A 22,351-nucleotide genomic window follows, 5' to 3' on the forward strand; every position below is an offset into this window, starting at 1 on the left:
CTCCGGGTCGATCCAGTGAAGGGCCCGTCACCATAGGTCGGCGTAACGCCCGAGAGTTGCCTGGGGCCGACCTGCGGTTGTCCGTGGCCGGCTTGTCGGAGCTTCGCGGACAAGGTCCGCTACCTACCGGACAGTTCCAGGCTCGGATCAGCCGAAGGCTGGCTCGAAGGGAGAGCGAAGCGAATCACCCCGGGCAAAACCGGGGCCGGATGATGGGGCAAGACCTTTTGCTTCCTTTTGTGAGGGCGGCTATCCGACGTTTGACGAAAGGGACTCGCCCAAGGGGCGAAACCCAATACATCAGCACACGCCGAAGCGATGCAGAATCTCCCAACCCAAAAGCATCGCGGACAGAGTCCGCTACTACGAGGGCATCCGCCGGCGCGACGTGGCGATCAGCCCGGTGGCGCGGGCACGCAGTTGGCCGCAGCCGCCGTCGACGTCCTGCCCGGCACTGTTGCGCACCTTGGTCAGCACGCCCCGGCTGTGCAGGTAACGGACGATCTCATCGATGCGCTCGCCGTCCGGGCGCTGGTACTGGTCGCCTTCGAGGCTGTTGAAGGGGATCAGGTTGAGGACGCCGAACTTGCCCTTGAGCAGGCGCAGGATGCCGTCGAGCTCGTCCTGGCTGTCGTTGATGCCCTTGAGCAGCGTCCACTGGTACTGGACCGGATAGCCGACCTGGCGGGCATAGGTTTCGCCCAGCTCCACCAGTTCCTCCGGGCTGAGCTTCGGCGCGCGCGGCAGCAGCCGTTCGCGCAGCTCGGCGTTGCTGGTGTGCAGCGAGAGCGCCAGCGCCGGCTTGATCTTCTGTTGCGGCAGGCGCTCGAACACACGCGGATCACCGACGGTGGAGAACACCAGGTTCTTGTGGCCGATGCCGCCGTCGGTGCCGAGGCGGTCGATGGCTTCGAGCACGCTGTCGAGGTTGTGCGCCGGCTCGCCCATGCCCATGAACACCACGCGCTTCACTGCTCGCACGCGGCGGGCCAGCACCACCTGGGCAAGGATTTCCATCGCGCTCACCTGGCGCAGCAGGCCACTCTTGCCAGTCATGCAGAACAGGCAGCCCACCGCGCAGCCGACCTGGGTGGACACGCACACGCCGCCGCGCGGCAGCAGCACGCTTTCCACCATCTGCCCGTCGTGCAGTTGCACCAGCAGGCGCTCGGAGCCGTCCGCGCCGGGGTGCCGGGAATGCAGGCGCGCCAGCTGCGCAAGTTCGGCGTCGATGTCCGCCACGCCGTTGCGCACGGAGAGCGGCAGGAAGTCTGCGCTGGCCTGGCGCCGCGTGCCGCTGTCCAGCGCCCTGCCCTGCAGCCAGGCGCGCAGCATCCGGGCGCGGTGCAGGGGCAGCGCTCCGAGGGTGGCGAGACGTTGGTCGAGGTCGGTGAAGTGCATGGGGCGCGCATGCTACCACCGGCGGGGTTGGCGGCGTAGCGCGGGCTGTCGCCGCGCCCGCCACTGGAGCGCCGGGCGCGGCGGTGCTAGGGTCAGCCCTTGCCCATCGCAACAGGATGTTCGCCATGCGCCTGACCGGCCCGCTCGCACTCAGCTGCTCGCTCACCCTCGCCTGCATTCCCCCGGCCAACGCCGTGGCGCCGGACTTCGATGCCAAGGTGCAGAGGGCCGCCGAGGCAGTGATGCGCGAACACGCTATCGCGGGGCTGGCGATCGGCGTCACCGACAACGGCGAGCAGCGCTTCTACAACTTCGGCCTGGCGTCGAAGGAAAGCCGCCAGCCGGTCACCAGCGATACCCTGTTCGAGGTCGGCTCGATCAGCAAGACCTTCACCGTGACCCTCGCCGCCTTCGCCCAGGCCGCCGGCAAGCTGTCGCTGAAGGCGAGCCCCACCCGCTATATGCCGGAGCTGCGCGGCAGCGCGCTGGACAAGGTCAGCCTGATCAACCTCGCCACCCATACCGCCGGCGGCTTCCCGTTGCAGGTTCCCGAGGCGGTGCAAACGTCCGCGCAGCTCACCGAGTACTACAACGACTGGCAGCCGCAGTACCTCGCCGGCACCCAGCGCACCTACGCCAACCCGAGCATCGCCCTGGTCGGCTTCGCCACCGAGCGGGCACTCGACGTGCCGTTCAAGACGGCGATGCAGCGCAACGTGTTCGCCCCGCTGGGCCTCTCCAACACCCATATCGAGGTGCCGGTGACCCGCCAGGGCTACTACGCCCAGGGCTACGACAAGAACGACGCGCCGGTGCGGCTCAACCCCGACGTGCTGGCCGACGTGGCCTACGGCGTACGCAGCAGCAGCCGCGACCTGCTGCACTTCGTCGAGATCCAGCTGGGCCGGGTCAAGCCGGGGGAGAAGCTGCAGGCCGCGCTCGACGCCACCCGCACCGGCTACTACAAGGTCGGCCCGATGACCCAGGACCTGATCTGGGAGCAGTACGCCTACCCGCCGAAGCTGGCCGAGCTGCAGCAGTACAACGGCAGCCAGATGATCCAGGGCAACCAGGTGGTCACCGCCCTCACCCCACCGTTGCCGCCGCAGCAGAAGGTCTGGGTGAACAAGACCGGCGCCACCGCCGGCTTCGGCGCCTACGTGGCGTTCGTGCCGGCGAAACAGCGCGGCATCGTGCTGCTGGCCAACCGCAACTATCCCAACGAGGCGCGGGTGAAGCTGGCCTGGGACATTCTTTCACGGTTGGAGTGACTCGGTACGCCCCCCCTGTAGGAGCGAGCTTGCTCGCGAACCACCCGACACCGATGCCGTCGGCAAATCTGTTCGCGAGCAGGCTCGCTCCTGCGAAGAGCCCCGCCACAATGCCGGCTCGGTGATTCTCAGTCGCTTGCCAGCTCGAACAACTGCCAGCGCACCGAGCTGACGCCTTTCTCCAGGCTGATGCGGCTGACCATGCGCTCCAGCTGGCCGGCGGCGCCGTGGCCGCCGAGCAGTTCGGCACGTACTTCCAGTTTCGCCGGGTTCGGCTGGTCCTCGCTGTGCAGCGACTGCAGGCGCAGTTCGCCACCGTCCAGGCTGTGCAGCATCAGGCTGCGCACCTGGATCTCGTCCTCGGCGCGGCAGACGATGGCCACCCCGTAGCGCTGCTCCGCCTCGCTGGCCGGCAGCATGTCCTGGTGGTTCAGGCGCGAAGCGATGTCGCGCAGCAGGATATTGGCGCACAGCACCACCACGCTGCCCAGCGCCGCCTCCAGCAGCAGGCCCATGCTGCACAGCACGCCGATGGCGGCGGTGCACCAGAGGGTGGCCGCGGTATTCAGGCCGCGTACGTTGAGGCCGTCGCGCATGATCACGCCGCCGCCGAGGAAACCGATGCCGGAAACCACGTAGGCGGCGATGCGCGGTGCGTCCGCCGAGAGGCCCGGCATGGCCTGGGTCATCAGCACGAACAGGCAGGCGCCGGTGCTGACCAGGGCATTGGTGCGCAGGCCGGTGAGGCGCTGGCGCAATTGGCGTTCGGCGCCGATCAGGGCGCCCAGGGCAAGTGCCGCGGCCACCCGCAGCAGGAAGATTTTCCAATCCATGTTCCACCTCGTATCCGGCGCGCGGCCGGTCCATGCGCCGGGCGAGGCCGGCGCGCTATCGGGTGATGGATTGCAAGAGATCGAAGGGCCGCGGGAGCCCCGGAGGGGAATGGAGAGACGTCATCCCGTGGGGATGCGTGTCGCCACTGTCCGCAACGCAGCGAGACAGCGGCAGGGTTCCGCCGGACGGCTCGCTGTTCAGACCTGTCGCAATCGACCAGGGCAAGTGTCCAAGGCAGGACTCCCGTGCAAGTTGAAAAAAAGCGACCGGACCCGGTGTGAGCACTGCCCGGGACAACTCCGGCCGCGAGTCGCCATTATCCCCCGGCAACCTTAAGGCTTCCTTAGGAACCCGCCCGCCAGCGCGCCGGTGTGGTCCCGGTGCGGGCCTTGAACAGGCGGACGAAGAAGCTGACGTTCTCGTAGCCCACCTCGGCGGCGATCTCGCGCACCGCCAACGGGGTCGCCAGCAGCAGCTTCTTCGCCTTGTCGATGCGTACCTGCTGCAGGTAGAGGTTGGGCGGCAGCCGCGTCACCTCGCTGAAGCGGCGCTTGAAGGTCCGCTCGCTGACACCGGCCTGGTGCGCCATGCGTGCAATGGTCAGGGGCTGCGCATGGTGGCTTTCGATCCAGTCCTGCACCCGCAGCACGGTTTCGTCGCAATGGTTGCGGTGACCCGGCAGGATCGGTCCGAGCCGATGCGGGTCGGCCACCAGCAAGTGGGTGGCGCAGAGCTGCGCGAAGCGGTCGCCGCGCTCCTGGGCAAGGATGTCCAGCAACGCATCGAAACAGCCGTTGAGCGAGCCGGTACTGTACCGCCCGCCCTCCTGGAGGAAGGATTCGCGGGCCACAAAGCGGCACGCCGGGTACTGCTTGCCCAGTTGCCGCACGAAGGCCCAGTGGGTGGCCAGCAGGCCGCCGTCCAGCCGGCCGCTGGCGGCCAGCCAGGCGGCGCCGGTGGTCAGCGCCAGGACGCGGGCGCCGGCGTCGATCCGCTCGCCGAGCCAGGCCAGCACCCGCGCATCCGGCTCGAAGCCGGCCAGACGCGGTCCCTCGATGGCCGGCAGGACGATCAGCGATGCCTCCGCGACATCCCGCAAACCGCCATCCGGCGTGACGAGGTGGCCACCGGCGGCAAGCACCGGAGCCCCCTCGACGGACACCACGCGGACGGCGAAGGAGCGCTCCACGCCGACGTGCCGTTCCAGCAGCGAGGCGATGCGGAAGAAGTCCGTCGCCGAGAACAACCCCATCGCCCAGCACCCTTCGTAGGCCAGAACCGCCACCTGTTTCATTTCCCCTCCTGGCCCGATCGGACTATGCATGCGCCCGTCTGAACATCGCTCTGAACAGCGTGCCGGAATACTATGGCCGAACGACAAGCGAGTCAGCCCCGTCCCACAGGAGAGCCTCATGCCGTTGCCCGTCAGCACCCGCGAACACTGGATCAGCACCGAGAAGGGCCAGCTCTTCGCCCAGGACTGGACGCCCGCCGAAACGCGCGGCGAGCCCATCCTGCTGCTGCATGATTCCCTGGGCTGCGTGGCTTTGTGGCGGGACTTTCCCGAGCACCTCGCACGCACTACCGGCCGCCCGGTGATCGCCTACGACCGTCTCGGTTTCGGCCGTTCCGAACCCTACCCCGGTGCCCTGCCCCTGGGCTTCATCGACGACGAAGCGCAGGAGCACTTCCCGCGGCTGCAACAGCACTTCGGCTTCGAACGCTGCGTGGTGTTCGGCCACAGCGTCGGCGGCGCGATGGCGGTGGCCTGCGTGGCGCGGCATCCGCAGGCCTGCGCGGCACTGGTCACCGAATCGGCCCAGGCCTTCGTCGAGCACCGGACCCGCGACGGCATCCGCGCCGCCGAACAGGAATTTGCCCGCGAAGGCCAACTGGAGCGCCTGCAGAAGTACCACGGCGACAAGGCCTTCTGGGTGCTGCGTGCCTGGGTCGATACCTGGCTGTCGGAGGAGTTCAGCGACTGGAACCTCGACGCCGAACTGGCCCAGGTGCGCTGCCCGATCCTCAGCCTGCACGGCGAGCAGGACGAATACGGCTCGGCGGCGCACCCCGAACGCTTCACCTCGGTGCCGGGCGTGCCCACGGTGCTGAAGCTGCTGCCCGACTGCGGCCACGTCCCGCACCGCCAGCAGCAGGCGACGGTGCTGGCGGCGGTGGACGATTTCCTCCGGCGCTTCGGCAACGCGATGGCAGGCTAGGATCGCTCCATCCAGCGACCAGTCCCCACGGCCCGTCCAACTTCCGCCGTGCGCACCGGGCCGAGGCACATACTAGTGGCAGGCGTGGCGGGCGGCGCCTCGGCCCCCTCCCCGGCAAAATCCTCCGCGACCAGACAGGAAAATCTCCCATCCTGCACGATACTTGCTGCCTGAATCGCCTGTCCGAGCAGAAGCCCACGAGGAGCCGGCATGAACCGTAACGAGCTGCGCCGCGTCGACATGAACCTGCTGGTGATCTTCGAGACGCTGATGTTCGAGAGGAACCTGACGCGCGCCGCGGAGAAGCTCTTCCTCGGCCAGCCGGCCGTCAGCGCCGCGCTGGCGCGCCTGCGCGACCTCTTCGACGACCCGCTGCTGGTGCGCAACGGCAAGGGCTACGAGCCCACCCTGCGCGCCCTGGCGATCCTGCGCGAACTGCAGCCGGCGATGGACACCATCTCCAGCGCCGTCAGCCGCGCCCGGGAGTTCGACCCGGCGACCAACCGCGACACCTTCCGCATCGGCCTGTCCGACGACGCCGAGTTCGGCCTGTTCCCGGCGCTGCTCAAGCAGATCCGCGAGGAAGCGCCGGACGTGGTCGTGGTAGTGCGCCGGGTCAACTTCCTGCTGATGTCGGCGATGCTGGCCTCGGGCGAAATCTCCGTCGGCGTCAGCTACACCACCGAGCTGCCGGCGAATGCCAAGCGCCGCGGGCTGCGCGACATGACGGTCAAGGTATTGCGCGGCGACGACCGCCCCGGCCCTCTCAGCCTGGACGATTTCAGTGAGCGCCCCCACGCGCTGGTGTCGTTCTCCGGCGACCTGTGCGGCAACATCGACAACGATCTCGCCCGTGTCGGCCGCACCCGCCGGGTGATGCTGGCGGTGCCGCAGTTCAGCGGCCTGCGCTCGATCCTGCCGGGCACCGAGTTGCTCGCCTGCGTCCCGGACTACGCGGCGGCGGCGCTGGTCGAGGGCAGCCAGTTGCGCGCCGATGACCCGCCCTTCCCCATCGTCACCTCGGAGCTGTCGATGGTCTGGGGTGAAGTCACCGACAACGACCCCGCCGAGCGCTGGCTGCGCAGCAAGATCGTCGAGCACATGGCCAGGCCGGAGGCCTAGCAGTTGGCGACCGGCGCCGGATTGGCCTCGGTGAGGTACACCGACAGGTCGGTCATGGGCGGCATGGCGGGGATCTCGAAGTACATCTGCACCAGCCAGCCACGGTGGTAGGTCCCGTGGTTGACCACGTGCAGCAGCATGGCGCCGGCGCTCAGGGTGCCGCGGTCGCCGGAAACGAAGGCGAAATCGATGGGCATCTCCAGCGTGGCTTCCGTCTGCCCGGCGCTCCAGTCGACGAACCAGTCGTTCACCTCCTGCTGCGCCCGCCACAGGTCGGCAAGCTCCGGGTAGGGCAGCGCCTGGCGCGAGGTGAATCCGTGCTCGCGGTGCTGCAGGTGGGCCTGCCAGATGCGGTCCACCACATGGATGTGATTGAGCGTGGCGATCATGCTCTTCATCGGGCCGGCGCGCTGTCGGTCGAGTTCCTCGGGCGCCAGCGTGGCCAGGCTGGCGAAGAGCGCCTGGTCGGCCCAACGCTTGTAGTGGGCCAGCAGCCTGGCCGTGGCAAGGTTGATCACGGGTAATCCTCCTGGCGGGGTGGGTGGGAGTCCCAATGGCTCCTTCCGGGGCGCGCCCGGAAGAACCTATTGGATATAGACCATCCCCCGGCACGCTCGCCGACGCGACATGCCTGGGAGCGACATCTCCTCTCCGAGCGGATACGCCACACCGCGCGACAGAGCGGCCCGCCCCGATGGTCGCAAAGCCGACGGCGACGGCGACCTGCCGCCGTCCAGCGGGTACGGTCCGCGCCACTCAGACCCGCTCGATCCCCGGCATCGCCCACTCCCCGCTCACCACCTGCCGCTGCGGTCCGTAGATCCGCAGGATCAGGTTGAACGGCCCCTGCCGCGTCGAAGGCAGCCAGTTCGCCTGCTCCGCCTTGCCAGGCGCGTCGGCCTGGATGTAGAGCGTCACGCCGCCATCGGCATCGCGCACCAGCGGATCGCGGCTGCTCAGGCAATAGCGCTGGATGGGGTTGTCCACCAGTTGGCGATCCGGCAGGTCGTAGAGGGTCAGCGACCAGAACTCCCTGGCCGGCGGCAGTTGCCCCGGAGCGAAGCGCAGCCGGTAGCGCTGGCCACCCTGCAGCGGCTGCTTCGCACTGTCGATGCGGCTGCCCAGGTAGATGGCCTCCTCCACGCTGTTGCCATAAATGCCGCTGGCCGCCGCGGCCGCTCGGCTCAGGTAGTCGTTGTGCATGGCAGCACGGGTGCCGAACAGGCCGGCGGAGGAGCGCAGCGTGGCGCCCTTGGCCTTCAGCTCGGCCACGCCCTGCTGGATGCCGGCGGCCAGCGCCTGGCGTTGAGCCGGGCCGAGCGCCGCCGGGTCGAACGCCAGGCCTGCGCCGATGCCGACACGGGCGAAACGCTGGCGCAGCTCGACCTCGCTCGGGTCCGTCGGACAGAAGGCGAGAATCCGGTTGAGGTGTGGGATGAAGCCGGCGCCCAGGTCACGCGGCATTTCCCAGGGCAGCCAGTTGACGACGGGGGCGGCAGCGGGCGCCGGAGTGCCGCTGAACGCATGCAGGGGGCGCAGCCGGTATTGCTGCTGGAGCTCGCGCACCGCCGGCAGGTCGGCGGCGCTGCGCAGACCGGTGCGGCCCAGGATCATGGCGATCTGCGTTTCGCTGCGCAGCACCTGGCGGATACCGGCCGGCGCCTCGCCCTTCCAGTCGGGCCCGGCAACCAGGTAGTCGCCGGCCTCGCGGCCGGTGGCGAGCACGCCGACATAGCCGAAGTTGAAGGTGTACTGGTCAACCAGTTGGTGTACGTAGTAGCGGTCGTCGGCCACCGCCGGCACGCTGAGCACCCAGGGCTCGGCACGCAGGTCGAGCCAGGCCCAGGAGTACAGGGTGTCGTTGTTGGGCGTCACCACGTCGCGGTTCTTCGGGGTGAACAGCTCGCTGTAGTGGCGGAACACGCCGAAGCCGCCGACGTACTCCGGCCCCCGTGGATCGAGTGCCTGCTTTTGCATCGTCTGGTAATGCATCAGCATCGGGTAGGCGTAGATCCAGGCCTGGCGAACGATGTCCCGGAACACGGCCGGATCGCTTTCCAGTTCGGCGGGAGCGGCCAGAAGCCAGTTCGGCACACAGCCCAGGCCGAAGCCAAGCGCACCGCTGGCGCCGAGGAAACGGCGGCGGGTCAGAAGTGGATTCATGGTTTACTCCTGGCTGGCGACCGGCTGTACGGCCGGCGGCTGGTAGTCGCCCTTGAGCGCGCTGGCCTGCGGCAGGTACATGCGCAGGATCAGGTTGAACGGCCCCCGGGGCGCCGGCAGCCAGTTGTCGGTATGGGTTGGCTGGGCGTGCTGGATGGTCAGGGTCAGGCCGCCATCGGCGTCCTTCTTCAGCCCGCCTTCGCTGTTGAGCGTGTAGCGGTTGAGCGGGTTGGCCGCGAGCATCTGGGTCTTGCCGTCGTACAGGGTCACCGACCAGAAGGCGTCCACCGGCGGCAGTTGGCCGGGGGCGAAGCGCAGGCGGTATGCCCGTCCGCCGTCCAGCACCTGGCCGCCGGCATCGACACGGGTGACCGGGTACATGGCCTCTACCGCGTCGTTGGCGTAGAGGTACTTCCAGGCCACCGCCGCGCGGGTCAGGTCATCGCTGCCGTAATGGCCGACATTGGTCGGGAATGTCTGCCAGCCATTGCTCGGTTTGGAGAAACCTTCGGTGGCGGCGAGTACCTTGTTGCGGCCCTCCTCCGCCCCCTCGGCCACGGCCTGGGCGATATCCGCCGGCAGTTGCGCGGGGTCGAAGGGTTTGCCGGTGCCCACGCCGATCTGCGCGAACCGCGCCAGGCGCTCCCGCTCCTGCGGGTTCCAGGCGTGCCAGGTGGACAGCGCGTTGAAATCGACGAAGACGTTCTGCGCCGGCCCCTGCTTGGTCGGCTGGTAGGGCGGCACGTCCATCTTGTGCGGCAGCAGGGTCGGCTGGGTGCTGCGCAGCGTGTAGCCCTCCATCACCGCCTTGGCGGCGGCCAGGTCGGCTTCGCCATCCACGGCGGTGCGGCCGAGCAGGAACAGGATGCGGCTGGGCGAGCGGATCACCTTGCCCTGGAAGCCCTCGGGCTGCTTGCCGTCCCAGTCGGGGCCGGCGATCAGGAAACTGCCGGCGGCGCGGCCGGTGGCGCGGGTGCCGATGTAGTCGAGATTGTCGGTGCGCATGTCAATCAGCTGGAAGCTGTAGTAACGCCGGGGCACCGCCGGCACGTCGAGGACCACCGGGTGCTCGCGCAGGTCGAGCAAGGCGTAGGAATAGAGCGTGTCGTTGTTCGGCGAAACCACGGTGCGGTCTTCCGGGCCGAGCAGCGTGGTGCGGTTGTACAGGTGGTTGACCGGCAGCTTGGCGGCGATGGCCTGCAGGGTCTTGCCGTGTTCGGCGGTGGCGTAGGCGAACAGGTAGGCCTGTTCGGCCAGCTCGCGGGCCTGCTGCGGACTCGGCGCAGCCGCCCAGGCGTGGCCGGCGAACAGGGGAAGCAGGGCGAATGCAGGCAGCCAGTGGCGCATGGGGTGTTCCTCGTTGTTCTTGTTGGAATGGCATGGGCCGGCCAGGCGAACGCCGGAACCCGATGTCCGGCCAGAGTGCGCTACGCGGCGGCACCGGGGGTTAGCGCCAGCGGACAAAAAACGATCACGGCGCCGGAGGACCACCCAGTCCGGCGTTGAGCGCATGCCGGCTGGCATGCCTTGTAAAAAATGCCATCCCCATGACGCGGGGGATGGCGCAGGAGCCCCGGCCACGTCCGGCCGGGGAAGGAGCAGAGATCTACTTGGCCCAGCGACGCAGGTCGGATGGCGTGTAGTCGCTCATCTTCGCGTGCTGCCCGGTCTTCAGGCCGGTGCTCTCCTCGTTCATCAGGCCGTTGACGAAGTAGCGCCCGCTGATCAGGTCATAGGCCGCGGCCAGGGCTTCGAAGGTGAATTGCTTGTCGTAGTACGGCATGGCGTGGGACTGGTAGTTGCGCCACAGCTCGCCACGGCTGTCGTACAGCTCGCCGAGGAGGATGTTCCAGCTGTCCTCGTCGAGGTAGTAGCGGCGCTTGCTGTAGACGTGGCGCGCGCCGGGCTTGAGGGTCGCTTCCACGACCCACACGCGGTGCTTCTCGAAGCGTGCGAGGTCGGGGTTGATATGGCCGGTCGTGAGGATGTCGGCGTACTTCACCGAGCGGTCGTACAGGCGGAAGCTGTTGTAGGGCACGAACAGCTCCTGCTTGCCCACCAGCTTCCAGTCATAGCGATCCGGCGCGCCGTTGAAGCCGTCGAGGCTATCGGCGGTGATCATGCCGTCGCTGTAGCGCGCGCTGTTGTCGTAGGCGACCAGCGGGGCGCGGCGCACCCGGCGCTGGCCGGGGATGTACTGCCAGGCCGCGCGCGGCTCGGCCACCTGGTCCATCGGCTCGTGGGTCAGCACCGCCTCGCCGGACAGCCGCGCCGGCGCCAGCACGCGGGTCTTGAACAGGTACAGCAGGTTGGCGCCCTGCGGCAGGTCGTCGACGGTCTCGGCGTAGTTCATGTCGGTCTGCGAGCGGACCAGGCTGTAGACGCCGTTCTCCTTCACGTTGGCCGAGCTGAAGGTGCGCTCGATACTGCCGCCGCGGTAGCGGGTGATATGGTTCCAGATCGCCTCGACACCCTCCTTCGGCAGCGGGAAGGGCACGCCACGCTGGTAGTTCAGCACGCCGTTGCCGCCGTCGGCGAGCTTGGCCTTGCTGGCATTGTCGCGGGTCGCGGCATTGATCTCCTCGGGCAGCCGCGCGCTGCGGTGGCTGGGGTAGACATTGATCTTGTAGGTGTTCGGATAACGCTTGAGCATCGCCTGCTCGCCGGGGCTGAGCCACTGGCTGTACTGCCCGGCGTTGGCCGGGGTGATGGTGAACAGCGGCTTTTCGGCGGCGTAGGGATCGGCATAGCCACCCTTGGCGTCGACCTGCCCGGCGTCGGGTTTCAGGCCGCCGTCCCAGGCGGGGATGCTGCCGTCGGCGTTGCCGGCCTTCTCGGCGCCGACCGGGGTCAGGCGGTTGCCGAGATCGGCCACGGTGTCGGCGTGGGCGCAGAACGCCAGGCCCAAGGCCAGTGCCAGGGCGGAGATTTTCGCAAGTTGCATGGGGCGGTTCCTCAGAAGTCGACCTTGGCGCTGACGCTGTAGAAGTCGCGGTCGTCGAGCGTGCTGTACGTGTTGGAGCCGAAGAAGCTGTTGTAGCCGAACTCCAGGCTGTAATCGTTCAGGTAGTTGAAGGCCAGCGACAGGCCGGCGGCCATCTGCCCTTCCTGGAACGGACCGCCCGGATCGTAGGAGTAGCCCTCCACGTCGTGGCGGAAGTTCAGGCTGGGCAGCATGTTCACCCCCGGCAGCACGTCGCTGTATTCCAGGCCGGCGCGCAGGCGATAGCCCCAGGACCAGGGCGTGGTGAAGCCATCGTCGGTGCAGTAGCGGTTGGTCACGCCGCTGGCCACGGTGTTGCATTTCGAACCATTGAGCGGCGCGCTGCGGCCGAAGGCGGAGTTGCGCCCCAGGCGCTCGTCGCCGACATCGCCCACGTGCACCACGCCGGCCTCGCCCAGCAAGGTCAGGCGCGTGGCGCCGAGCACATGGTCGATGATCTGGGTGGCCGAGGCGGTCATCTGCCACACCGGCTTGCGCTCCCAGCCGTCCAGGGTCTGGCCGGTGGTGGAGGCGTTGGCCGACACGTCGGTGATCGACGAACTGCCACCAGGACCGCTGATCATCGCCACGTTCATGTCCGGTCCGTTGAGCGCCACCGGCATGTTCGGCCGGTAGCTCAGCTCCGCCGCCAGCGAGGTGCCCCAGCCGGGCAGCGCACCGTTGATGCTCAGGCCGTAGAGGTTGATGTTCTCCGGGAACGCCGCCGCATAAACCGGCCCCTGTACGCGACCGAGCGGGAAGCTGCCGGGTTTGCTGACATCCCGCGCGGTGAGCGCCAGGTACGGCAGGCGCGCGTGATAGTTCACGTAGTAGAAGGCCGCCTCGGCGTCATTCAGCGAGCTGATCAGCGTGCGCAGGGCGACGCCCCACTGGCCCTGATCGGACGGGTCCTGGTCGGCGCCGTGGGCCACGTACAGGCCGCTGGCCTGCATCTGCGCGTCGGTCTGCACCTGGCTCAGGTACAGCGGGCCGCAGCCGGGCTGAATGGCGTCGCTGGAGGCGAAGAAGGTGCCGCAGCCGTCCAGTACGCTGGGGCGCCAGTTGTACTGGTAGAAGCCTTCGAGGTTGACCTTGTCGGTCAGGCCGAGGTTGAACGAGAGCATCTCCACCGGCAGTTGGCCTTCCTTGATGTCCACGCCGGGCTTGTTGAAGGCGCTGTAGTCCAGCGGGTTGATCACGTTGATGCCGTTCTGGATCAGGATCGCCTCACCCCAGGACAGCACCTGCTTGCCGAGCTTCAGGTTCAGCGGATGTTCGTCGACGTCGAAGTCCTTCCAGACGTAGGCGTCGAGCGTATCGAAACCGTGGAAGCGCGCCAGGGTCGGCCAGCCGTCGTCATCGAAGTCCTTGAAGCGGCCGTCGCCGGTCTCGTAGGCGTGGTCGTACCAGTACTTGAAGCGGACGAAGGCACCCTGCCCCTGGCCGTCCAGGCTGAAGTCGGTGAGGCCCTTGAACATCTGCGAGATGGGGTCGCCCTTCTTGAAGTTCAGGCGGTTGTCGTCGGCGCTGATGCTGGTGCCGTCGGCGTTGCCGATGTGCTGGGCCTGCATCGCGTTGGCGTGGGTCATCAGATGGCGGTCGGGGTCCTGCGCCGACCAGCTGGCGCCCAGGCTCAAGGTGGTCTTGGTCGACAGGCTCCAGTCGTCGTTCAACTTGAAGGTGGTGGCGTGCGCCGGCAAGGCGCCAGCGACCGCCAGGGCGAGCAGAAGCGGTCGGGCAGTGCAGTGCTGGCGTCGCCCCCTGGACACACGGGGGGCGAGGGCCGGATGGATTCTTGTCATTATGGGCTCCGGATGGGTTGTACCGCGGGCCAACCTTGACGGCAGCGCGCATGGCGACCACAAGCCGGGAACGACAAATTTCGATCATGCCTGGCACTGGCCCAGGCGGAACTGCTTGGGCGTGACGCCGAAGCGCTTGCGGAAGGCGCGAATGAAGTTGCCGCTCTGGCGATAGCCGATGCGCTCGGCGATGCGCTCGATGGGCTGGTCGGAGGCGCGCAGCCAGATGCGCGCCAGGCTCAGGCCATCGCCCTCCCCGGCATTCCGCGCGCCACACCATTGCTGGCGCAGGCTGTGGTAGAGGAACTCGTTGGCGCCCGGCAGCGGCGTGGCCAGCAACGCCGTGGGCAGCAGCAGGAACGGCGATGGCGCGACACGCCAGGGCACGCCCCAGCCAGCCAGCGTCTCGCCGCAGTGCTGGTGTGGCGCGATGCCCGCTTCGATGAAGGTCGCCGCCGGCTGGGCAATGCGCCGGGCGATATTGCGGATCAGCGTCAGCACGGCGGCGTCGAGGCCGAAGTGGTGCAGGTCGTCACGCATCAGCCGCAGGCCCAGGCGCGTCACCGTCCCTTCGTCGAGCAACCGCGCCTCCACGCAGTTGGTCACGCTCGGCAGGTGCTCGCAGAAGGCCGCGAGGCTGGCACCCAGGTCCGGTGCCGAATCCAGCAGGATATTGAGCCCTTGCAGGCAGTGGGTCGCCATGCCATTGACCAGCTCGCAACCAAAGCGCGGATTGCCGCTGGCGCGCTCGCACTCGCGCCACAGCCGCTCCACCTGCTCGGCGGGAATGCAGGCGCGATGGTCCTCCAGCTGCGCCTCGGCGATGCCGGCCCGCAGGCGCAGCTCGGCGGCGCTCAGTCCGAGGCGAGCGGCATGCAGCAGGATGGTGCTGGCAAAGGCACTGGATGCGAAAAGTAGCGGCGACATGGCGGATTTCCCTCCGGCAAACGGGTTTACTAGACCAGCTCCTTCTGCTATCCATCAAATTCATTTAACTCAGCACTTCTATGCATTGGATGCATGATGGAACTCAGACAGCTCCGCCACCTGATCGCCCTCGCCGACCACCAGAACTTCCAGCGCGCCGCCGACGCCATCGGCCTCAGCCAGTCGGCGCTGAGTCGCAGCATCCAGTCGCTGGAACGCGACCTGGACTGCGAGCTGGTGGACCGCCAGAGTCGCGAGTTCCGTCTCACCGGCCAGGGCGGGCTGGTGTTGCAGCACGCTCGCCGGCTACTCGCCGGTACCCGCTCGCTGCGCAACGAACTGGAACAGTTCAACGGCCTCAACGCCGGCGAGCTGCGCTTCGGCTGCGGCCCCTACCCCGCGCAACTGCTGGTGCCCGAGGCGATGGCCGATTTCATCCGCGCACACCCGGCCATCGACGTCGGCTTCCTGATGGGCGACTGGGAGCAGATGACCCAGTTGCTCAAGGAAGAACAGGTGGAGTTCTTCATCGGCGACGCCCGCAATTTCGCCGGCGACCCGGATTACCGGGTGCGCTGGCTGGAGCTCCGCCCCGGTCGCTTCTTCTGCCGCCACGGCCACCCGCTGGCGGCGCGACGGACACTGAAGCTGACCGACCTGCTCGACTACCCGCGCGTGGGCACGCGCATCCCGCCGCCGCTGCGCAAGGTGCTGGCCGAGGTGATCGGCGAGCGCGACTTCCACATGAACATCGAGTGCGCACAGTTCGCCGCCATCCTGCACATCGTCGCGCGTTCCGACGCGGTGGGCCTGGCGGCGGTGGAGGCGCTGCACGCGCCCGTGCAGCGCGGCGAGGTCGCCTTGCTGAGCATCGCCGATGTTCCCCAGGACCGCCCCGAACTGCGCCTGCATTACGGCATCGTCAGCCGCGCCGACTACGGGCTGTCACCGGCGGCACAGGCGATGATCGAGACGATCCTGGCGGCGGACGAACGCCTGCCGCGCGGCCTGGACAGCACCGGCTGACGATCGCCGGTGCGCAGCGAACGGCGGAACAGCCGCGAACCCCCGTACCAACGGCAGCCGCGATTGACCGCTACCCCTGTGCCCCCACGTGCTGCGGTGACAAGGTCCGGCCGCCGGCAAATGCCCGTTGCACCTGGCGGATCGCTCGCTCCATCGCCTGCTCGAAGCGGTAGCGGTCCTCCACATACAGGCACAGCTCGATACGTACCGACAGCTCCAGCGGCAGCGGGCTCTGACGCAACCCGAGGAGCCCGGCGACGCGGCTGGGCAGGGTCAGGCCGTACGGGCGCTGGTCGGCGACCAGGCGCGCCGCCAGGGCGCTCTGCAACGTCAGGGCGATGTTCCGGCGCTGTCCGCGCAGGCCCAGCTCCAGATCGATCGGCGCCAGCCCGTCGCGGCGCTGGGACAGCTGGATCTGCGGCACCCTCAGGTACTCCTCCCGCGTACGCGGCGGCTGCGCGAGCGCCTCGCCGTGGGCGAACACGTAATGGTCGCCCAGCAATGGCACCTTGCGCAGGCCGCTCTGGCGGGACAGCGGCTGGTCGATGTCGATCAGCAGGTCGAGCTTGCCACTGGTGAGCTCCTGCAGCGCCTCACGCCGGCGGCTCTGGTAGAAACGCGGCTGCCAGTCGGCGTCCGGGTTTTCCAGCAACGCCTCCAGCAGCGTCGGCTGGAAGGCCTCCGGACAACTGACGCGCAGGACCCGCGCAGCCGGTTGGCCGTGGGCGGCGGGCGTATGGCCGAGGGCTTCACGCAGGCTCTCCAGGGCCTCGCGGATCGAGCCGGAAAGCCGGTGTGCCACCAGCGTCGGCGCCACGCCCAGGTGGGTCTTGACGAACAGCGGGTCGTCGCAGAGCTGGCGCAGGCGACGCAGGGCGTTGCTCATCGCCGGCTGGGTCAGGCCCATGACCTCGGCGGCGCGGGTGATGCTGCGCTGGTGATAGATGGCGTCGAAGGCCAGCAGCAGGTTGAGGTCCAGTTGGCGGAGGTCGAGCATGGCGGGTACCGCGGCATACGCTGAAACGGGTCGCCGATGCTAGGGAACGACGCGCGTCGCCGCCCCAGCCGGAAAGGACAATTTCCGATCATCCGTGCCGCCGGCCGACAAGAGGCCTCGTGCCAGGACGTCCCGGACAACGGCGGGCGCCGGCCTGACGCGACCTGGCGAACGGCAACCTCGGAACCGGAAGCGGTCGCCCGGCGCGGCTTGTCGGTGCCGGACGGAATGCGTAAGGTCATCCCGCCTGCCCTGCGGAGCTTCCGTTCGAAATGAGTCCTCTCGCTTCCTCCGTGTCCAACGCCTTCTATGCACCGACGCTGCTGCCGGCGATGGAAGAGTTGCTGTCCCGCGGTGTCGCTGGAGAGGAACTGGAGGCCTGTTTTCGCCGGACCTTGCTGGAGCTGCGCATGCCGCTGGTGCGTGTGCCGCTCTTCCTCTCGCGGCGATTCTGGGACCTGGCCGAAGCGGCCAGCGGCGACGCCGCCATCGGACTGTTCGCCGGCAAGCGCTTCGTCTCCACCCTGACCAACGGGCTGACCTATCTGTTCGATGTCGCGCCGACCCTGGAGTCGGCCTGCACTTATTTCGCCGAGTACTTCCCTTACTTCAACGGCTCGCTGCGTGCCGAGTTGCGCGCGCAGGGCGACAGCATCGCGCTGGTGCTGTCCGAGCGCGGAGCCCTGCTGTCCGGCCGGCAGAGTCGCGAGTACACGGTGGTCGGCGTCTGCAGCCTGCTGAGGCGCAAACTGTTGGCCAGCGGCATCCTCCAGGACCCGCTGCTGGGCATCGATCTCCCCGGCAGCGGGCCTTCGGACCCCGCGCCGTACACGCAGGCGTTGCGCACACCGGTGCACTGGCGCGCGCATGACACCGACGTCGTCATACGGCTGCGGCCGGAGGTCTACCGCCGCCCCTTGTCGCCCCCCAACCCGGAGCTGGAAGCAACCCTGGTCGGGATAGTGGAACAAGCGCGCGGGCAGACGCAGAGAACCCTGCTGGACGAGGCCGCCGACTACATCGCGTGGTCCATGCCGCAGGGCGCCAGCTTCCAGTCCTTCTGCGAAACGCACCATCTGACCGAGCGCACCGCCGCGCGGCGGCTGCTGGGACATGGCTGGCGCTACAGCGAACTGCTCGACGAACAGCGCCGCTACAGGGCGATGGACCTGCTGGAAAACCCTGCGCTGTCATTGTCGGAGATAACCGACCAGCTCGGCTATGGCGACCTGCAGAGTTTCTCCCGGGCGTTCACCCGCTGGTATGGCACCAGCCCTGGCGCCTGGCGCAACGCCCTGCCGCGCTGACGCATCCATCTCGGCCTGGCGCGGACGCTCGATCCCCTCTTCACCCACTCGGCTCGACCTGAGGCGAACGGCCGTCGGACCGGGCACTCGCCGATTCCCGCAATGGCGCCACGCCGTACACAGGTCGGCTTGCAAATTACATTAGCGCTAATGTAATTTGCTGCCAGCGGTTGGAGACGCACGATGAACAGAAAGAACGAACCCGGGCTGGGCGAGCTGCTGCGCTATGTGTCAGAGCTGGTGGAGCTCGGCGCCGAAGAGCGTTACCAGCAGATGGGCCTGAACTATCGAGCGCGCTATACCCCGGTGCTGCGCGCCATCCGGTCGGGCGCGCAAACGGTCACTGAAATCACCGCCCGTACCCACCTGACCCAGGGCGCCATCAGCCAGACCGTCGGCCAGATGGAAGCTGACGGCGTCATTTCCCGACAGCGTGGCGACGATGGCCGCAAGAGCGTCATCCAGCTGACGCCCGCCGGAAAGCGCTTGGTGAGCACACTCAACTCGCACTGGGCCGCGACCTTCGAAGCCATCGAGCAGCTCGAAAACGAGATCGGCCACCCATTGCGCCGCGTACTTGAAGACACCGCGAAAGCCCTCGAAAGGCAGGGCTTCTCGCAGCGCCTGAGCAACGTCATACACGGCCTCGACGCGGGAGTCCCAAGCCATGAATAGTCCGGACATGAAATTGAGGAACTGGTTCGACCAGGGCGGACAGGCCTACGCGCGCTTCCGCCCCGAATACCCGGCGGAACTCGCGGCCTATCTGGCCTCGCTGGCTCCCGACCGGCTGCTCGCGGTCGACGTCGGCTGCGGCAGCGGCCAACTGACCCGCCAACTGGCCGAACACTTCAGCGCGGTGGTCGGGTTCGATCCCAGCCTGGATCAGATCACCCACACGGCGCCACGGGAAAACATCAGCTACGGCTGCGCCCAGGCGGAAGACCTTCCCCTGCTCAGCCGCAGCGCCAGCCTGATCACCGCCGCGCAGGCCGCGCACTGGTTCGACCTGCCCAGGTTCTACGCCGAAGTGCGCCGGGTGGCGAAACCCCATGCGATCCTCGCGCTGATCAGTTACGCCGTACTGCGCCTGGAAGGCGCGCTGGGCGCTCGCTTCGAGCCATTCTACTGGCAGGAGATCGGCCCTTACTGGCCTGCCGAACGCGCGCTGGTGGACAGCGGCTACGCGACCATCGACTTCCCCTTCGACGAACTCAAAGGCCCGGAAATAGCCATCCGCCTGGAGTGGAACCTGGAGGAGTTCCTCGGCTACGTCTCTACCTGGTCGGCAGTGCGCAGCGCCAGGGAAGCCGGACGCGAAGACCTGCTGCGGCGGTTCGCCGCCGAGTTGGCCGAACGCTGGGGAGACCCCGCCACCCGGCACCCCGTCAGTTGGCCCATCAACATGAGGATCGGACGCCTATGAGCCCTCGCCAGCCGTTACCGCTCACCGTCGGACTGTCCCACCGCGAAACCCTGGCCGTGGCTAACCGGCACACATTGCTTTAGCAACAACGACTAGCGAGAGTCGGGGAATGATGATGCGACCGGCTGGGCCCTTCCCCGCGAGCGCGACGGGAACACTCGACGCTCGCCGGGGTTACAATCGCGCCAGCGCCGATTCCCCGGATCGGGCACGCCCGGAGCCAGCTTCAGATGTTCACCCTTGTCAACCTGGATACACCGCCGCCCGAATCCCTGAAGAGTCAGGTTCTACAAATGGTGGTGGACTACTTCAGCGATATCAGCCCGGTGTCGCTGACGCCCAGCAATCCGCTCTACCAGTTGTACCAGTACGTGATTGGCTACGAGGTGCACCTCTATCTGCAGGCCATGAATGGCTCCCGGGACAGTCACGCGCGGTTGATCCTGGCCCTTGATGATGAAGAGCCCTCCCAGGTGCTGGGATTTGCCCTGTACCTGCCGAGCCAGGACGATAGCGAGGCCTGCACGCTGGCCTATGTGGCCGTCAAGGCCAGCCACCGCCGTCGCGGTATTGCCCGGGCTCTGTTGCAGCAAATGGTCGAGAGCCGGCCCCACGCCGAGCTGGCCTGCGCGGCAGGCAAGGTCGCGATCTTCGAGTCGATGGGATTTCAGGTACTGGCGGCGCAGGGACCACACGTGCTGCTGAACACCCGCGATCACCGCTCGGACGGCATGGTCGCGGTGCAGGACCTGGCCCCGATCTACCAGTCCAAGGAAGTGCGGCAGATCCACGCCTACCTGGTGCAGCAGCACGGCAGGAAGGCCATGCGCGAGGCCGAGAACAAACGCGATCGCCTGCTCGACCAGATGGCCCGCCAGGCTCAGGCAGTGGTGGAAGAGCGTTTCCCTACGATTCACTGACGACCACAGGGGACGGATTTCCTTTTCCTGCGTTGAGCGTCCGCGTCCGGCACAGAAGTCCACGTCGGGCGTCAAGGAGCAGCGGGCCGATTCACCTCTGACTCGATCCCGGCCAAAGGCTAGACTGGCCGCTCGAATGGACTTCTGCCCCGGATAACGATGAGCAAGCACTCCGAACACTCTTCCTACCGCGAAAAGCTGGTAGAACACCTCTTCGTCGGCGAGCTACTGAAAGAGTCCTGGCGCCTGGATCGGTGTGATCTGGAAGTGGCCAAGCCCGAGGTCGACAACGCCGGCTATGACCTCATCCTCGAGGCACACGGCGTAATTCGCCACGTACAGCTCAAAGCGTCGTTCATTGGCTCCAGCACCGCCAGGCAGAAGCTGCATGTTCGCCTCGGCGACAAGCCATCGGGATGCATGGTGTGGATCTATTTCGACGAACAGACCCTCGCCTTGGGGCCATTCCTGTACTTCGGCGGCGAACCTGGAAAGCCCCTCCCCAGCCTGGAGACTGCAAAGGTGGCCAGGCACACCAAGGCCAACCAGGCCGGTCAAAAGGGCGAGCGTCCAAACATCCGTGAAATCCGGCGCGGTGAGTTCTCGTCCTTTTCGACCCTGGACGGGATGTATGCCGCGCTCTTTGGCAAGGCACCGGCAGCATGAATTGCAGGGGCCTCGCATGATACTCGAGGGCCCTGCAGCGGAAGCCGCCCCTGCCTTTCGTGATACGCCAGCGCTTCCAGGGACTGCGCGGAACCGCTCTGTCGTGCGTGTCATCGAGCCCACGCTGGAGCTGCGCGCCCGCCCTGGCACGGTAGATCCTCAACGAGGCTGCGCTGAACAGAATCTGAGCTTCAACGCCGTCGCGACCTCTTAGATTCTCGACTAAAAAACGGGCAGGTCCGGCCCAGGCGATCTAGGGTTAACCTTTCAGGCACAAGAACAAGAACCTGGAGACCGAGCCATGATCCGACGTACCCGCCTGGCGCTGGCCGGCGCCGCCCTCCTTGCCGTCTGCGCCACTGCCCAGGCTGCCCCCACCTTCATCAACATTCTCACTGGCGGCACCAGCGGGGTGTACTACCCGGTGGGCGTTGGCCTGTCGCAGATCTATAGTCACGGCATCGAGGGCAGCAAGACTTCGGTACAAGCTACCAAGGCCTCGGTGGAAAATCTCAACCTGCTGCAAGCCGACCGTGGCGAACTGGCCTTCGCCCTCGGCGATTCGGTGTCCGACGCCTGGAAGGGTGAGGCTGATGCCGGCTTCAAGGCGCCGCTGAAGAAGCTGCGCGCCATCGCCGGCACCTACCCCAACTACATCCAGATCGTCGCGAGCAAGGAATCGGGGATCAAGTCCCTGGCGGACCTCAAGGGCAAGCGCATCTCCGTCGGCGCGCCCAAGTCCGGCACCGAGCTGAACGCCCGCGCCATCTTCAAGGCCGCCGGGCTGAGTTATGAGGACATGGGCAAGATCGAATACCTGCCCTTCGCCGAATCGGTGGAACTGATCAAGAACCGCCAGCTCGACGCCACCCTGCAGTCCTCGGGCCTGGGCCAGGCATCGATCCGCGACCTGGCCTCGACCATGCCGGTGAGCTTCGTGGCGATCCCCGCCGAGGTGGTGGCGAAGATCGGCAACAACGCCTACCTGCCCGCGACCATCCCGGCCGGGACCTATGACGGCCAGGACGCCGACGTGCCCACCGCCGCCATCGTCAACATTCTGGTGACCCGCAAGGGCGTCAGCGACGAGTTGGCCTACCAGATGACCAAGCAGCTGTTCGACAACCTGCCGCGTCTGATTACCGCCCATGCGGCGGCCAAGGACATCAGCCTGGACAAGGCGACGAAGAACCTGCCCATCCCCCTGCACCCCGGCGCCGAGCGCTTCTACAAGGAAAAAGGTCTGCTTCCCTGAGTCATGGGCCGGCCCCGCGCCCCGGGGCCGGC

The 22,351-nt window shown here is 67.4% G+C and carries 20 protein-coding genes; 10 read left to right on the forward strand and 10 right to left on the reverse strand.

What is annotated here, in order from left to right:
- Nucleotides 1-363 precede the first annotated feature (363 nt).
- Nucleotides 364-1,401: an RNA methyltransferase gene (locus tag ACYCAX_RS01690; protein ID WP_460247298.1), complete on the reverse strand. Its 1,038-nt coding sequence runs from the start codon at nucleotides 1,399-1,401 to the stop codon at nucleotides 364-366.
- 125 nt (nucleotides 1,402-1,526) lie between these two features.
- On the opposite strand from ACYCAX_RS01690, the gene ampC reads away from it, so the two are divergent.
- On the forward strand, nucleotides 1,527-2,672 hold the full coding sequence (ampC, locus tag ACYCAX_RS01695; protein ID WP_460247299.1) for a class C beta-lactamase: 1,146 nt from the start codon (nucleotides 1,527-1,529) through the stop codon (nucleotides 2,670-2,672).
- A 128-nt stretch (nucleotides 2,673-2,800) separates the two neighbouring features.
- On the opposite strand, the gene ACYCAX_RS01700 is transcribed toward ampC, so the two are convergent.
- Both ACYCAX_RS01700 and ACYCAX_RS01705 read right to left on the reverse strand, forming a co-directional pair.
- Nucleotides 2,801-3,505 carry an MgtC/SapB family protein gene (locus ACYCAX_RS01700; protein WP_015477613.1) on the reverse strand — a complete coding sequence of 235 codons (705 nt, stop codon included), beginning with the start codon at nucleotides 3,503-3,505 and terminating at the stop codon, nucleotides 2,801-2,803.
- Between the two features lie 344 nt (nucleotides 3,506-3,849).
- Entirely contained in the window at nucleotides 3,850-4,800 is a 951-nt protein-coding gene (locus ACYCAX_RS01705) for a GlxA family transcriptional regulator (RefSeq protein WP_460247300.1), read from the reverse strand.
- Nucleotides 4,801-4,918: 118 nt separating this feature from the next.
- Here ACYCAX_RS01705 and ACYCAX_RS01710 point away from each other — a divergent pair, with 118 nt between their 5' ends.
- Both ACYCAX_RS01710 and ACYCAX_RS01715 read left to right on the forward strand, forming a co-directional pair.
- Nucleotides 4,919-5,725, forward strand: coding sequence for an alpha/beta fold hydrolase (locus ACYCAX_RS01710; RefSeq protein ID WP_460247301.1), 807 nt, complete (start codon nucleotides 4,919-4,921; stop codon nucleotides 5,723-5,725).
- 210 nt (nucleotides 5,726-5,935) lie between these two features.
- Nucleotides 5,936-6,847 (forward strand): LysR family transcriptional regulator, encoded by a 912-nt coding sequence (locus ACYCAX_RS01715; protein ID WP_015477616.1) that lies wholly within the window; start codon nucleotides 5,936-5,938, stop codon nucleotides 6,845-6,847.
- Here ACYCAX_RS01715 and ACYCAX_RS01720 read toward each other — a convergent pair.
- The 6 genes from ACYCAX_RS01720 to ACYCAX_RS01745 form a co-directional block, all read right to left on the reverse strand.
- Nucleotides 6,844-7,365, reverse strand: coding sequence for a DinB family protein (locus tag ACYCAX_RS01720; RefSeq protein ID WP_460247302.1), 522 nt, complete (start codon nucleotides 7,363-7,365; stop codon nucleotides 6,844-6,846). The genes ACYCAX_RS01715 and ACYCAX_RS01720 overlap by 4 nt on opposite strands.
- Nucleotides 7,366-7,603: 238 nt before the next feature.
- Complete coding sequence (locus tag ACYCAX_RS01725; RefSeq protein WP_460247303.1) at nucleotides 7,604-9,010, reverse strand: DUF1254 domain-containing protein; 1,407 nt, start codon at nucleotides 9,008-9,010, stop codon at nucleotides 7,604-7,606.
- A 3-nt stretch (nucleotides 9,011-9,013) separates the two neighbouring features.
- A complete protein-coding gene (locus tag ACYCAX_RS01730) occupies nucleotides 9,014-10,357 on the reverse strand; it encodes a DUF1254 domain-containing protein (protein ID WP_015477642.1) in 1,344 nt (447 codons plus the stop codon).
- Between the two features lie 259 nt (nucleotides 10,358-10,616).
- Nucleotides 10,617-11,954: a DUF1329 domain-containing protein gene (locus ACYCAX_RS01735; protein ID WP_294971699.1), complete on the reverse strand. Its 1,338-nt coding sequence runs from the start codon at nucleotides 11,952-11,954 to the stop codon at nucleotides 10,617-10,619.
- Between the two features lie 11 nt (nucleotides 11,955-11,965).
- Entirely contained in the window at nucleotides 11,966-13,795 is a 1,830-nt protein-coding gene (locus ACYCAX_RS01740) for a DUF1302 domain-containing protein (protein WP_460247304.1), read from the reverse strand.
- An 84-nt stretch (nucleotides 13,796-13,879) separates the two neighbouring features.
- Nucleotides 13,880-14,722, reverse strand: coding sequence for an AraC family transcriptional regulator ligand-binding domain-containing protein (locus tag ACYCAX_RS01745; RefSeq protein WP_460247305.1), 843 nt, complete (start codon nucleotides 14,720-14,722; stop codon nucleotides 13,880-13,882).
- 93 nt (nucleotides 14,723-14,815) lie between these two features.
- Here ACYCAX_RS01745 and ACYCAX_RS01750 point away from each other — a divergent pair, with 93 nt between their 5' ends.
- Nucleotides 14,816-15,748: a LysR family transcriptional regulator gene (locus ACYCAX_RS01750; RefSeq protein WP_460247306.1), complete on the forward strand. Its 933-nt coding sequence runs from the start codon at nucleotides 14,816-14,818 to the stop codon at nucleotides 15,746-15,748.
- A 70-nt stretch (nucleotides 15,749-15,818) separates the two neighbouring features.
- Here the strand turns inward: ACYCAX_RS01750 and ACYCAX_RS01755 are convergent, their stop codons facing one another.
- Complete coding sequence (locus ACYCAX_RS01755) at nucleotides 15,819-16,745, reverse strand: LysR family transcriptional regulator (protein WP_294971710.1); 927 nt, start codon at nucleotides 16,743-16,745, stop codon at nucleotides 15,819-15,821.
- Between the two features lie 272 nt (nucleotides 16,746-17,017).
- Here ACYCAX_RS01755 and ACYCAX_RS01760 point away from each other — a divergent pair, with 272 nt between their 5' ends.
- The 6 genes from ACYCAX_RS01760 (at nucleotide 17,018) to ACYCAX_RS01785 (ending at nucleotide 22,319) form a co-directional block, all read left to right on the forward strand.
- On the forward strand, nucleotides 17,018-18,052 hold the full coding sequence (locus tag ACYCAX_RS01760) for a helix-turn-helix domain-containing protein (protein ID WP_460247307.1): 1,035 nt from the start codon (nucleotides 17,018-17,020) through the stop codon (nucleotides 18,050-18,052).
- A 183-nt stretch (nucleotides 18,053-18,235) separates the two neighbouring features.
- Complete coding sequence (locus tag ACYCAX_RS01765; protein WP_015477649.1) at nucleotides 18,236-18,727, forward strand: MarR family winged helix-turn-helix transcriptional regulator; 492 nt, start codon at nucleotides 18,236-18,238, stop codon at nucleotides 18,725-18,727.
- Nucleotides 18,720-19,478: a class I SAM-dependent methyltransferase gene (locus ACYCAX_RS01770; protein ID WP_041712023.1), complete on the forward strand. Its 759-nt coding sequence runs from the start codon at nucleotides 18,720-18,722 to the stop codon at nucleotides 19,476-19,478. Before ACYCAX_RS01765 ends, ACYCAX_RS01770 begins: the two co-directional genes overlap by 8 nt.
- 230 nt (nucleotides 19,479-19,708) lie before the next feature.
- Nucleotides 19,709-20,398, forward strand: coding sequence for a GNAT family N-acetyltransferase (locus tag ACYCAX_RS01775; RefSeq protein ID WP_015477651.1), 690 nt, complete (start codon nucleotides 19,709-19,711; stop codon nucleotides 20,396-20,398).
- Nucleotides 20,399-20,557: 159 nt separating this feature from the next.
- Entirely contained in the window at nucleotides 20,558-21,064 is a 507-nt protein-coding gene (locus tag ACYCAX_RS01780; RefSeq protein WP_460247308.1) for a hypothetical protein, read from the forward strand.
- A 301-nt stretch (nucleotides 21,065-21,365) separates the two neighbouring features.
- Nucleotides 21,366-22,319, forward strand: coding sequence for a TAXI family TRAP transporter solute-binding subunit (locus ACYCAX_RS01785; protein WP_460247309.1), 954 nt, complete (start codon nucleotides 21,366-21,368; stop codon nucleotides 22,317-22,319).
- Nucleotides 22,320-22,351 lie beyond the last annotated feature (32 nt).

It is taken from the genome of Pseudomonas sp. MT3, assembly GCF_054720805.1.

Coding starts and splice junctions, on each gene's coding strand:
- ACYCAX_RS01715 (WP_015477616.1), top strand. CDS start 5,936: ATGAACCGTAACGAGCTGCGCCGCGTCGACATGAACCTGCTGGTGATC.
- ACYCAX_RS01755 (WP_294971710.1), bottom strand. CDS start 16,745: ATGCTCGACCTCCGCCAACTGGACCTCAACCTGCTGCTGGCCTTCGAC.
- ampC (WP_460247299.1), top strand. CDS start 1,527: ATGCGCCTGACCGGCCCGCTCGCACTCAGCTGCTCGCTCACCCTCGCC.
- ACYCAX_RS01750 (WP_460247306.1), top strand. CDS start 14,816: ATGATGGAACTCAGACAGCTCCGCCACCTGATCGCCCTCGCCGACCAC.
- ACYCAX_RS01725 (WP_460247303.1), bottom strand. CDS start 9,010: ATGAATCCACTTCTGACCCGCCGCCGTTTCCTCGGCGCCAGCGGTGCG.
- ACYCAX_RS01740 (WP_460247304.1), bottom strand. CDS start 13,795: ATGACAAGAATCCATCCGGCCCTCGCCCCCCGTGTGTCCAGGGGGCGA.
- ACYCAX_RS01700 (WP_015477613.1), bottom strand. CDS start 3,505: ATGGATTGGAAAATCTTCCTGCTGCGGGTGGCCGCGGCACTTGCCCTG.
- ACYCAX_RS01745 (WP_460247305.1), bottom strand. CDS start 14,722: ATGTCGCCGCTACTTTTCGCATCCAGTGCCTTTGCCAGCACCATCCTG.
- ACYCAX_RS01765 (WP_015477649.1), top strand. CDS start 18,236: ATGAACAGAAAGAACGAACCCGGGCTGGGCGAGCTGCTGCGCTATGTG.
- ACYCAX_RS01785 (WP_460247309.1), top strand. CDS start 21,366: ATGATCCGACGTACCCGCCTGGCGCTGGCCGGCGCCGCCCTCCTTGCC.
- ACYCAX_RS01710 (WP_460247301.1), top strand. CDS start 4,919: ATGCCGTTGCCCGTCAGCACCCGCGAACACTGGATCAGCACCGAGAAG.
- ACYCAX_RS01760 (WP_460247307.1), top strand. CDS start 17,018: ATGAGTCCTCTCGCTTCCTCCGTGTCCAACGCCTTCTATGCACCGACG.
- ACYCAX_RS01780 (WP_460247308.1), top strand. CDS start 20,558: ATGAGCAAGCACTCCGAACACTCTTCCTACCGCGAAAAGCTGGTAGAA.
- ACYCAX_RS01690 (WP_460247298.1), bottom strand. CDS start 1,401: ATGCACTTCACCGACCTCGACCAACGTCTCGCCACCCTCGGAGCGCTG.
- ACYCAX_RS01770 (WP_041712023.1), top strand. CDS start 18,720: ATGAATAGTCCGGACATGAAATTGAGGAACTGGTTCGACCAGGGCGGA.
- ACYCAX_RS01705 (WP_460247300.1), bottom strand. CDS start 4,800: ATGAAACAGGTGGCGGTTCTGGCCTACGAAGGGTGCTGGGCGATGGGG.
- ACYCAX_RS01730 (WP_015477642.1), bottom strand. CDS start 10,357: ATGCGCCACTGGCTGCCTGCATTCGCCCTGCTTCCCCTGTTCGCCGGC.
- ACYCAX_RS01735 (WP_294971699.1), bottom strand. CDS start 11,954: ATGCAACTTGCGAAAATCTCCGCCCTGGCACTGGCCTTGGGCCTGGCG.
- ACYCAX_RS01775 (WP_015477651.1), top strand. CDS start 19,709: ATGTTCACCCTTGTCAACCTGGATACACCGCCGCCCGAATCCCTGAAG.